At 56.4% G+C, this 11,318-nt stretch carries 11 protein-coding genes; 7 read left to right on the top strand and 4 right to left on the bottom strand.

Annotation, left to right across the window (positions count from 1 at the left end):
* Nucleotides 1-35: 35 nt before the first annotated feature.
* A complete protein-coding gene (locus ACSZPU_RS19210) occupies nucleotides 36-635 on the bottom strand; it encodes a TetR/AcrR family transcriptional regulator (RefSeq protein ID WP_499002050.1) in 600 nt (199 codons plus the stop codon).
* Nucleotides 636-1,248: 613 nt separating this feature from the next.
* On the opposite strand from ACSZPU_RS19210, the gene ACSZPU_RS19215 reads away from it, so the two are divergent.
* Nucleotides 1,249-2,205: a helix-turn-helix transcriptional regulator gene (locus tag ACSZPU_RS19215; protein WP_499002052.1), complete on the top strand. Its 957-nt coding sequence runs from the start codon at nucleotides 1,249-1,251 to the stop codon at nucleotides 2,203-2,205.
* 164 nt (nucleotides 2,206-2,369) lie between these two features.
* Nucleotides 2,370-4,466, top strand: coding sequence for a ferrioxamine B receptor FoxA (foxA, locus tag ACSZPU_RS19220; protein ID WP_499002055.1), 2,097 nt, complete (start codon nucleotides 2,370-2,372; stop codon nucleotides 4,464-4,466).
* A 283-nt stretch (nucleotides 4,467-4,749) separates the two neighbouring features.
* On the opposite strand, the gene ACSZPU_RS19225 is transcribed toward foxA, so the two are convergent.
* Complete coding sequence (locus tag ACSZPU_RS19225; RefSeq protein ID WP_499002058.1) at nucleotides 4,750-6,168, bottom strand: aminotransferase-like domain-containing protein; 1,419 nt, start codon at nucleotides 6,166-6,168, stop codon at nucleotides 4,750-4,752.
* A 176-nt stretch (nucleotides 6,169-6,344) separates the two neighbouring features.
* Between ACSZPU_RS19225 and ACSZPU_RS19230 the strand changes: the two genes are divergently transcribed.
* The 3 genes from ACSZPU_RS19230 to ACSZPU_RS19240 all read left to right on the top strand — a co-directional run bounded on the left by ACSZPU_RS19230 (nucleotide 6,345) and on the right by ACSZPU_RS19240 (nucleotide 8,405).
* A complete protein-coding gene (locus ACSZPU_RS19230; protein ID WP_499002061.1) occupies nucleotides 6,345-6,512 on the top strand; it encodes a DUF1127 domain-containing protein in 168 nt (55 codons plus the stop codon).
* 109 nt (nucleotides 6,513-6,621) lie between these two features.
* The gene (locus ACSZPU_RS19235) at nucleotides 6,622-7,218 is read left to right on the top strand and encodes an ATP-dependent Clp protease proteolytic subunit (RefSeq protein ID WP_499002075.1); all 597 of its coding nucleotides are present in this window, start codon (nucleotides 6,622-6,624) and stop codon (nucleotides 7,216-7,218) included.
* A 137-nt stretch (nucleotides 7,219-7,355) separates the two neighbouring features.
* Entirely contained in the window at nucleotides 7,356-8,405 is a 1,050-nt protein-coding gene (locus ACSZPU_RS19240; protein WP_499002064.1) for a DUF1176 domain-containing protein, read from the top strand.
* Between the two features lie 44 nt (nucleotides 8,406-8,449).
* On the opposite strand, the gene ACSZPU_RS19245 is transcribed toward ACSZPU_RS19240, so the two are convergent.
* Both ACSZPU_RS19245 and ACSZPU_RS19250 read right to left on the bottom strand, forming a co-directional pair.
* Entirely contained in the window at nucleotides 8,450-8,740 is a 291-nt protein-coding gene (locus tag ACSZPU_RS19245) for a hypothetical protein (protein ID WP_499002066.1), read from the bottom strand.
* A gap of 170 nt (nucleotides 8,741-8,910) precedes the next feature.
* On the bottom strand, nucleotides 8,911-9,690 hold the full coding sequence (locus tag ACSZPU_RS19250) for an NAD(P)H-dependent oxidoreductase (protein ID WP_499002069.1): 780 nt from the start codon (nucleotides 9,688-9,690) through the stop codon (nucleotides 8,911-8,913).
* Nucleotides 9,691-9,778: 88 nt separating this feature from the next.
* Between ACSZPU_RS19250 and ACSZPU_RS19255 the strand changes: the two genes are divergently transcribed.
* On the top strand, nucleotides 9,779-10,672 hold the full coding sequence (locus ACSZPU_RS19255) for a LysR family transcriptional regulator (protein ID WP_499002071.1): 894 nt from the start codon (nucleotides 9,779-9,781) through the stop codon (nucleotides 10,670-10,672).
* 19 nt (nucleotides 10,673-10,691) lie between these two features.
* Entirely contained in the window at nucleotides 10,692-11,123 is a 432-nt protein-coding gene (locus ACSZPU_RS19260) for a FosA family fosfomycin resistance glutathione transferase (RefSeq protein ID WP_499002073.1), read from the top strand.
* The last annotated feature ends 195 nt before the right edge of the window (nucleotides 11,124-11,318 follow it).

Genomic DNA, 11,318 nt, shown 5'->3' on the forward strand with positions numbered 1-11,318 from the left:
TCGGTAGTTAACCCTTCCTCCTACACTCTCCACAATCATGTCCGAGCGTTGCACTTATTATCTGAATTCGCGAACAACATCTGTATTATGTCCTGATACATCTGGTGTAATTGCGCCGGATCGCATTTTTGCGGCGTCAGGCTTCTAAAGATGGTGCCTTCCATCAGCGACGCCATGATCTCTACGCAGCAGCGCACATGGGTATCTTCAAGGTGCGGATGCGTTTTTTTTAGATGGGCGCAGGCGGTTTCGTACATGCGCGCATCGGCCTCTGCCATCATGGCCGCGACGCGCGGATTGCGGGTCGCTTCGGCCGCCACTTCAAGCATCAGCGCGTCATCGTCATGGCTGAGCGATTGTCGCCACGCCAGCACCTGTGCGAGGTGCCGGGTCTGCGTTTTGCCTTCCATTTCGGCGATACGGTAGTCGATGATGCGACGGATCATCTCTTCGATAATGGCGTCTTTACTGGTGAAATAACGGTAAATCTGCCCAACGCTAAGCTGAGCCTCCAGAGCGATTTGCGACATGCTGGCAGCGTGAAAACCGCTGGCGCGAAAGCAGTGTCGGGCTGCGACTATGATTTCGTCCTGGCGGATCTGGTGGCGTTCTTGCTGCGAGATTTTTTGTTGCATGCCGGGCTCCGGGTAAGTGGTTTTGAGAATGATCGTTCTCATTGGCCGTAAGAATATATGAATTTTGCCCCAGGCGGTAAGCATTTTCTGGGGAGATAATATGGATTTACAAAAATCTACATTGTGGAGAAATAATGGAGAATGTAGCGGGGTAATTAAGGAGATACGTGTCGAGAAGCCATTGGGAATATTTATGGATAAGTATATCCATAATATTTGTGTGTGACGATGGTTTTATTGGCCTTAATTAAATGCGTGTAATGATATTGCCATAATATCGCTTTTTCCCCGGCGGCGCTGAGCTTGCCGGGGCTAGGGATCGAGGTTCACATCGGGCACTGGTCGTAGCCCGGATAAGGCGTTTGCGCCGCATCCGGGAATCAGGCATTTGAGCCACCAGCAACCCTCACCCTGGCCCTCTCCCTCAGCCCTGAGGGAGAGGGAGAAAACGCATCCGGGATCTCACTCAAGGTGAGAACAATTCTCAATATTATTGCCGCCTGGCAGCGCCAGTGGTAATCTGTAAGGCGTTTTTCAGGGCGTCGACCCGGAAACTTTCGCGCATCCCCGGTGGAATGTTGAACATTGGACAGGATCACAATGGCTGCCTGCTATGCAAAAAAGACACTTTTCCGTTGAAGACTTTATCGGGTTTGGCGAACGCTACGGCATTGATTACCGTTTCCCGTCACTCTCTTCCTGCCGCGACGTCAACAAAGAAAAACACATTGTGATTCAGGGCGATGTAGAGGAAATGTCGTTCTCATCCGGCTTGAACCTCACCAGCTCTGACATTCGCGTCCTGCAACCCTATGAAACCACCTCCTTGCACAGCTGCCCGCTTTATATGCTGGTGGTGCTGGAAGGCAGCGTGATGCTGCGCGTTAACGGTCAGGAGTTTGTGGTGCGCTCCGGCATGGCGTTTACCTCGCGCCTCGGTGAACAGCAGGTGATGAACGCCAGCCACCTTGCCGACTATCACTTACGCACGCTGTCGCTGGGCGTGGACCCGGCGCGCTGTTGGCAATCACCGCTGCTTTCCGCGCTGCTCCAGCAGTGGGAAAACGGCGGTGCGCCGACATTCTTATGGCAGGTGCCGGGCTTTTTGCTCTCGGGCTTGCAGTACACCCAGCAATCCAGCGTACCGGGGCTGTCGCGCCAGCTCATGCTCGAAGGGGTGATGCTGCAACTGTTGGGCCACGGTCTGTCTCATCGTCTGGAAAGCCACACTCCACGCTATGCGCCGCCCTGCGGGGAACAGCATCGGCTGGAAACGGTGCGTCGCATGCTGGAGCAACAGCCAGAGAAAGAGTACACCCTCACGGAGCTCGCCCAACTGGCGGCCATGAGCAGCAGTAGCCTGCGGGTCAAGTTTCGCCAGGCCTATGGCCATTCGGTGTTTGATTACCTTCGCGATTGCCGCCTCGAGCTGGCCCGCCGCTATCTGGCGCAGGGATACAGCGTGCAGCAGGCGGCGTGGATGTCGGGGTATCAGCACGCCACCAATTTTTCCACCGCCTTTCGCCGCCGCTATGGCATCACGCCCGGAGAGGCGCGCCACGCTTGTTAATCCCTGCGCTTCATCCGGACGTTCACGTGCCTGTAGACCAAAGTTCCGTAACTGTGATGTGTTTTGTCATCGCGCATACGTCTCTTGTCATTGCGCATAGCTGCCGCCGCCGGCAAAAAGGTAATAATTCTTATTTACAATAATAACGGCTTCTGGAGATTTTCATGTTCGCAAAAACGCGGCTGGCGCTGATGATTGGCTGTATTACGGGTGGATTTAGCGCGATAGTCCTGGCACAGGACACCACATCGACAAAAGAAGAGACGGTGGTGGTGACTTCACAAATGCAAAGCGGCGCAACCAAACTGGAAACGCCGGATATCGAAACCCCGCAGTCGGTCTCTATCGTGACGCGTGAGCAATATGAAGAGCAGGGGGCCAATAGCGTGCGTCAGGCGGTAAGCTACACGCCGGGCGTCTATGCCAACCAGATTGGCGCGTCCAACCGCTTTGATTACATTGTCCTGCGCGGCTTCTCCGATGGCAGTCTGGATAACATCTATCTCGACGGCCTGAAAATGATGGGCGACACCAACTCGCACAGTTCGCTGGTGGTGGACCCGTGGTTCCTCGACAGTATCGAAGTGGTGCGCGGCCCTGCTTCTGTACTCTATGGTCGCTCTTCTCCAGGCGGGATCGTGGCGCTGAATTCCCGTAAACCGTCGTTTGACGCGGGTGGCGAAATCAAAGTGTTCGCCGGGAATAACAACCAGCGCGGCGCGGCCTTTGATGTGACCGGACCGGTGGATGATAACGACCGCGTTGCCGTGCGTTTAACTGGCATGACCCGCTACGCGGATTCCCAGTTCGATCCATTAAAAGAAGAGCGTTATGCCCTGATGCCGAGCCTGACCTGGCGCATCACCGACAATACGCGCCTCGATCTGATGGCCTATCTGCATCGCGATCCGGAAGGCGGCAGCCATTCGGGCTTACCGTATGAAGGCACCGTTGTGTCTCATGCCGGGCAGAAAATTTCCAATACCTTCTATGAAGGTGAAGACGATTACGACAAGTATGACCGCCGTGAAAATATGGTCGGCTACAACTTCGAACACGCCTTTGATAGCGGCTGGTCGGTACGCCAGAAGTTGCGTTATCTGCATACCAAAGTGAACCTGAATCAGGTGTATGCGGCGGGCTGGCTGAACGATACCGAGCTGAACCGCGGCTATTCCGGCTCGGATGAGAAGATGAATGCGATCACGCTGGATAACCAACTGGATGGTAGCGTGGAAACCGGCCCGGTTAACCATCGCCTGCTGGTGGGTGTGGATTACCAGCGTCGTAGCAATAACACTAAGGGTTACTACGGCGCATTCCCGGCGATCGACGCGTTCAATCCGGTGTATGGCGCGGATCCGGACTACATCGTTCAGTACAGTAGCGAGAAGCATAAGCTGGAGCAGACCGGGATCTACGTGCAGGATCAGATGTCGCTTAACAACTGGCGTCTGACGCTGGGCGGCCGTCACGATCAGGTGAAGGTCACTAACGTCAACAAGCTTAACGACACCAGCGATACCCTGGATCAAGGCCATTACAGCAGCCGTGCGGCATTACTGTATCTGTTCGATAACGGCATTGCGCCGTACGTCAGCTACTCTACCGCCTTCACGCCGACCAGCTTTACCGATGAAAACGGCAAGATCTTGCAGCCGATGAAGGGGAAACAGTGGGAAGCCGGGCTGAAATTCGAGCCGGAAGGCACCCAGACGATGTACAGCGCGTCGGTATTCCGCATCAACCAGAAGAATATCGCCACCAAAGAAGAGCCAACGGATCCGTACCGTTCAATCGGTGAGATCGAATCCGAAGGGGTGGAACTGGAAGCAGTGGGTCAGTTAACGGATAGCCTGCGCCTGCAGGCGGCCTATACCTACACCGATATCCGCTACAAGAAGAGCAGCCCGGAAGAGCAGGGCAAGCGCGCCGTGTACGCACCGCGTAACCAGGCCAGCGCATGGCTGAGCTACGATGTGAAAAGTGGTCCGCTGGACGGTCTGACCGTCGGTTCCGGCGTGCGTTATGTGAATGGCATTACCTCGGATCGCCAGAACACGCATACGCTGCCGTCGTATACGCTGGTGGATCTGGCGGTGGGCTACGACCTGTCTAAAGTGGGCCTGAAAGGGCTGAGCGCACAGGTTAACGTCAATAACCTGACGGACAAGAGCTATATCGCCGCCTGTAACTCGCTCTCTTACTGCTATTTTGGTGCCGAGCGCAGCATTGTGGGCAGCTTGTCTTATAAGTTCTGAGTGTCTTGATAAGTCCCGGGTGGCAGCGCGGTGCGCCTTACCCGGGCTACGATGCGGAATCCCGGGTGGCGGCGCGGAGCTCCTTACCCGGGCTACGATGTGGAATCCCGGGTGGCAGCGCGGAGCGCCTTACCCGGGCTACGATGCGGATTCCCGGGTGGCAGCGCGGAGCGCCTTACCCGGGCGACGATGCGGATTCCCAGGTGACAGCGCGGGGGTTTTGTAGCCCCGGTAAGCGTGAGCGCCACCGGGGACAATCGCAACACCCTGAGCGAAAGGGTGATTAACTCTCCTCCATCGCAATATGGATCGCTTCGCCTAATTTCTGGATCGCCTCACGGTACTTTTCGGTCAGCGGCAGGGCGCAGTTAATGCGCAGGCAGTTGCGGTATTTCCCTGAGGCGGAAAACAGCGAACCCGGCGCGGTCTGGATTTTAAGCCGACAAAGCTGGCGCGACACGCAGAGCATATCTACCCCTTCCGGCAGTTCAATCCACAGCATAAAGCCGCCTTTGGGCCGCGTGACGCAGATTTCGCAGGGGAAATACTGACGGACCCAGCAGGTATAGGTTTCCAGGTGCTGCTGATAAAACTGACGCATCCGGCGAATATGGCGATGGTAGTGACCGTCGCGAATAAAGGCCGCCATCGCCAGCTGATTGGTGGGTACTGTGCTGCCGATGGCGGCATATTTCATATGCAGCACCCGGTCGCGGTAGCGGCCCGGTATAATCCAGCCCACGCGTAGCCCCGGCGCGACAGATTTGGTAAACGAGCTGCATAACAGCACGCGGCCATCGATATCAAAGGATTTTATGGTGCGCGGGCGGGGATAATCGGCAACGAGCTCGCCGTAGATATCGTCTTCGAAAATGACAATATCGTGCCGCTGTGCCAGCGCCAGGATCGCTTTTTTGCGCGCATCCGGCATGATCGAACCCTGCGGATTGCTGCAACTCGGTACCAGGATCACCCCTCTGATCGGCCACTGTTCCAGTGCCAGTTCCAGCGCCTCGATGCTGATTCCGGTATCCGGATCGGTGGGGATCTCCATCGCTTTGATGCCGAAACCGCGCAGTAACTGCATGGTGCCATAGTAGGAAGGGGACTCCACGGCCACGATATCGCCCGGTTTACACACCGAAAGCAGGGCGATGCTCAGCGCACCGTGGCAGCCGTTGGTAATCACGATATCTTCCGGGTCCACCACCGTACCGCTATCGACCATCAGGCGGGAGATCTGCTCGCGCAGTTCGCGCCGTCCTTGCAGGGCGTCGTAGCTCAGAATATCGGTCTGATTGTGCTGTACCAGCCGCGCCATCTCACGCCACAGCGGTTTCAGCGTCGGCTGGGAAATGTCCGGTGCGCCGCCGCCAAAATTGAGCATCTCTTTATCCGAGCGGGCATCCAGCAGTGTGAGCACCTCATCCCATTGCGTGACCTCGACCGGGCGCTGAACCGGGCGCGATATGGCGGGCACAGGCGGTTTGGCTTTACGCGGGGCGACAAAATAGCCCGAGCGCGGCTGTGGGGTGATCAACTGGAGATTTTCCAGTACCTGATACGCCTGCTGTACGGTGCTGATACTCACACCGTGCTCCTGGCTCAGATTCCTGACCGACGGCAGTTTCTCCCCGTGACGATACAGCCCTTGCTCAATGCGCTCCGCCAGCAGAGTGGCCAGATTTTCATAACGTGTCATGCTGTATCCTTCGTTGTCACCATACAGATTTTCAAACCAGTACAGATGATGGAAAAAAACGCCGTTCAGATACAGTTTTAGGCGATCTGTATGTTAAAGAAAAGTAATTTCTGCATCTGTATTGCATACAGGAATTCCGGCGAAAATAAGGCTCTGTTCTGGTGAGGAGAGAGACGATGGAATTCTTTGAAAATAGACCGAAACAACCGTTTATCGGGTTCATACAGGTGTGGCATTGGGCGAAGAGAAAATGGGAACAGCGCAAGACGCGGATAATTTTACGCAACCTTAGCGATGAGCAGTTGAAAGACCTGGGATTGCGTCGTGACGATCTGGGTTATTGATCGACCAAAAGCGCGGAGATAACATCTTGTTATTTTCCGCCTTTTATGGCGTAGACTATGCTTAATGCCATCATGCCATCATCACTACGGGGGATTCACCATGAATTATATGGGCAGTAAAGACGACGATAAGAAAGAGAACGAAGGCGGCAACGTCACGCAGATGATGCAGCAGAAGTTGCTGGATTCGCGCTCGATCATTATCTCCGGTGAGATTAACCAGACGCTGACCGAAAAAGTGGTGACCCAACTGCTGCTGTTGCAGGGGATCAGCGATGCGCCGATCAAAATCTACCTGAACAGCCAGGGCGGCCATGTTGAAGCCGCGGATACCATTCACGACATCATTAAATTCATCAAGCCGGAAGTGCACATCATTGGTACAGGTTGGGTGGCGAGCGCCGGGATTACTATTTTCCTGGCGGCGAAAAAAGAGAACCGCTACGCGTTGCCGAACACCCGCTTTATGATCCATCAGCCGCTGGGCGGCGTGCGTGGTCAGGCGAGCGACATTGAGATCGAAGCTAAAGAGATCATCCGTATGCTGGATCGCGTTAACCGTCTTATCGCCGATGCGACCGGGCAACCCGTCGAGAAAGTGAAACAAGACACCGATCGCAACTACTGGATGAACCCACAAGAAGCGATCGATTACGGCATCGTTTCTCGCGTAGTGAAAAACTACGGCGACCTGAAGCTGGACTGATTTCCCGCCTCCCGATCCCCTTCCTCCGGGAGGGGGAGCAAATCTGCGTTATTTCCTTTCATCGTATAAAAAATTTCACTTCTCCGAATGCGCTAAATTCTTCACACTGTCGGCGATGGTGTATACGGAGAAACGGCATGAATAAGAGTTATAAAGCCGCACTGGTGATGATAGCGACGCTCAGTGCGCCGGCAATGGCAGAGAACAATAGCACCACGTTTAACCACAAAGATTGGGAGGTCGTTTGTGACAATACCCTGACCTGTCGGGCGGCAGGTTACAGCAAGGAAGAAGAAGCCAGCGGGTCTGTCCTGCTGGTGCGTAAAGCGGGTGCGGATACGCCGCTCGTTGTCGATGTTGTGCTGACGGAAATGGAATCGGATGAGACCGCGCCGCAGCCCAAATTGGTCCTGTGGATCGATGACAAAGAGATTGGCGAAGTTGAGCCGGAAGACAGCGATACCTGGCGGCTATCACCCGCCCAGACCAGTGCGCTGCTCGAGGCGGTAAAAGGCAGCGGCAAAGTGGAATTTAAAGGCGGTGCGAAACCGTTCGAACTGTCGGTTGATGGTGCGACGGCGGTACTGCTGAAAATGGATGATGTGCAGGGGCGTCTGGATACCTCAGGCGCGCTGGTGAAGAAAGGCGATAAACCGGAAACCGGCGTACCGGCGGCGAAAGCGGCACCAGTGATTCAGGCTGCCAAAGTCAGCGATGCGCAGGAGCGCGTGCTCAATGAAACGGAGCTCGCTGCGCTTAAGCCGAAATTGATTGCATCGCTGCCCAAAGATACCAACTGTGAGCGTCTGAAATCTCCAGACCCGCAGGCGGATGAGTCGGATAACGATATCAACCTGACGCCGCTCAATGATACCCATGCGCTGATTTCCACTCTCTGCTGGCGCGCGGCCTATAACGAAGGTTATGGCTTCTGGGTTATCGACAGCAAACTTGCGGGTGAGCCGGTGCTGGTGACCGATTCGGCGTCGGATTACAGCGATGGCCTGATCTCACTGGGGCAGCGTGGCCGCGGGATTGGCGACTGCTGGGCTTCCGCTGAGTGGGTATGGGACGGCAAAGCGTTCACCCAGAGCAGCGAGTCCACCACCGGGATGTGCCGCTACATTCGCGCGGGCGGCACCTGGGATCTCCCGTCGTTTGTCGCCCAGGTCAAAGAGCCGGAATAACGCGCATCCGGGAACATCCCCGGTGGCGCTGACGCTTACCGGGGCTACGACGGTGCGGTGGTAGCCCGGATAAGGCAGCGCCGCATCCGGGAAACATCCCCGGTGGCGCTGAGGCTTACCGGGGCTACGACGGTGCGGTGGTAGCCCGGATAAGGCAACGCCGCATCCGGGAAAATCCCGGTGGCGCTGACGCTTACCGGGGCTACGACGGTGCGGTAGGTAGTCCGGATAAGGCAGCGCCGCATCCGGGAAACATCCCCGGTGGCGCTGACGCTTACCGGGGCTACGAAGGCGCAGTGGTAGCCCGGGTAAGGCAGCGCCGCATCCGGGAACATCCCCGGTGGCGCTGACGCTTACCGGGGCTACGACGGTGCGGTGGTAGCCCGGATAAGGTAGCGCCGCATCCGGGAAAATCCCCGGTGGCGCTGAGGCTTACCGGGGCTACGACGGTGCGGTGGTAGCCCGGATAAGGCAACGCCGCATCCGGGTTATTTTTCTGGCTGCATTACGATTTCATATGCACACCAAACCCGCCTTCACCCGGAGCAATATCCTCGCGTAACGTCAGCGCGGGAATCACGTAATCCCCCGCATTTTGCCGCCGGAAAGGCAGCGGTTCTGCCTGCCAGAACGTGTCCAGACGCTGTGCCAGTTGCTGGCAATACGCTGCATATTTCTCATCATCCGTTTTACTGGTGCGATAAATCACCAGCGGCGGCAGCACCTCGAAGCCCGGATAAAACAGCATCCCGTGATGAATGGGAAACAGAATATCGTTGATAGGACCGTTAACCCCGCGCGGGCTATAGTGTGATTCCCAGCCGCCTGCCGTCACCAGCAGCATCGCCCGTTTGCCTGACAGATTTCCCTCGCCGTAACGATCGCCCCAGTGGGTATCGCTGTGCTCGCCCACGCCGTAGGCAAAACCACAGGCATATACCCGGTCGAACCAGCCTTTCATGATGGCAGGCATCGAAAACCACCACAGCGGGAACTGGAAGATGACCGCATCCGCCCAGCGTAATTTCTCCTGCTCGGTGGCGATATCGGCGCGTTGCAGACCCTGTTCAAAGGCCTTCTTCGAATCCTGAGACGGGTGGTAATGCTCGCCAGCCAGCGGGGCCAGCGTGTCGTCGGCATCCAGCTGCGATTTCCAGTTCATGGCATAGAGGTCGGAAACCTGTACCTGATGCCCCGTTTCATTCAGATGCTTGGTGGCAAAACGATGTAACGCACCGTTCAGGGAGTGAGCTTCGGGATAAGCGGCAACAATCAAAATATTCATCGTGTGTTCCTGACGTTGGAAAAGTCACTTCACGGTAATGAACAGGAAGGTATAGTAGAAATTAATTACTTATATCTCAGGTATAGTTATGGTTAATTTCAGAAAGATGGATTTGAACCTGCTGGCGACGCTGGATGTGTTGCTGACTGAGCTTAACGTGACGCGGGCGGCACAGCGGCTGAATTTGTCTCAGCCTTCGGTCAGCGTGCAGCTTGCCCGCCTGCGGGAGATCTTTGGCGACCCGCTGTTGCTGCCGGGGCCGCGCGGTATGCAGCCGACCGCTCGCGCTGTTGCGCTGCGAGTGCCGTTGCGCCAGGCCCTCGATGCGCTGGAAAGCGCCGTGTCGTCCGGTAGCCCGTTTGATCCGGCAAGTGCCGATCTGACCTGGCGGATCGCGGCCACGGATTACACCGAGTCCGCCGTGGTGCTGCCTGCGCTCAACAGCCTGCGGGCGGCAGCGCCTGGCACCCGGCTGGCATTGTACGAACTCAATCCCGCGCAGATTTTGCGCCAGGCGGAGCAGGGTGATGTCGATCTGATCTTCCATCTTCGCGAAGGATCGCCGCCCGCGCTGCACCAGCGGCTGCTGTTTACCGAGCGTTATGTGCTGGCCGGGCGGCTGAATCATCCGGCATTACAACGCCGCCCGACGCTGGCGCAGTTTTGCCAACTGGAACATGTGGTTGTGTCGCCGGAAGGTGGGGGCTTTAGCGCGATAACGGATGAGGTACTGGCGAAAAATGGGCTTTCCCGGCGCGTTGTCCTCTCGGTGCCACATTTCCTGTTTATGCTGGATACGCTGGCAAACAGCGATCTGGTGGCCGTGTTGCCGGAGCGGCTGGTGAAAAATACGGCCACGTTGCAGGTGGTAGAGCCGCCTCTGCCGTTGCCAGGGTTCGACATGTTGATGTTATGGCATGAGCGCCTGCACCGTGACCCGGCGCATCAGTGGCTGCGACAACATATTCTGGACTGCCTTTAATTTCTGCTGAGAAAACAACATGCTAAAAAACCTGAATCACCTGACGCTGGCGGTCAGCGATATCGCCAGCAGCGTCGGTTTTTATCATCACCTGTTGGGGCTGCCCCTGCATGCGCGCTGGGATAACGGCGCATACCTGAGCTGCGACGATCTGTGGCTTTGCCTGTCGCTGGACGCGCAGCGGCACTACATCGCCCCGCAGGAGAGCGATTACACCCACTATGCGTTTAGCCTTGATGAAAATGACTTCGCGGCGTTTGTAGCACGCCTTGCGGATGCGGGCGTGACGTCGTGGAAAGAGAACAAAAGCGAAGGGGAGTCGTTCTATTTTCTCGACCCGGACGGGCACAAGCTGGAAGCCCACGTGGGCAGCCTCGCGCAGCGGCTGGCCGCCTGCCGCGTGAAGCCGTACAAGGGCATGGTGTTTTTTGATGGCGATGCGGCACCGTAAATATACGCGCGTTGTAGCCCCGGTAAGCGCAGCGCCACCGGGGAAATCCCGGATGTTTACGTACGCCGAATGCCTTTTATACCCACCATACCCACAAATGCATTGGTGCTGGTGTTGATAGGGAAGGTGCGATTTAATCGGTGGGGTTCAGTGGAGTCCTTAGCTGTATTAGCCTTACCTTAGCTGAGCTGTATT

Origin of the sequence: Phytobacter sp. V69, from assembly GCF_965644215.1 — a bacterium.
GTDB lineage: Bacteria > Pseudomonadota > Gammaproteobacteria > Enterobacterales > Enterobacteriaceae > Phytobacter.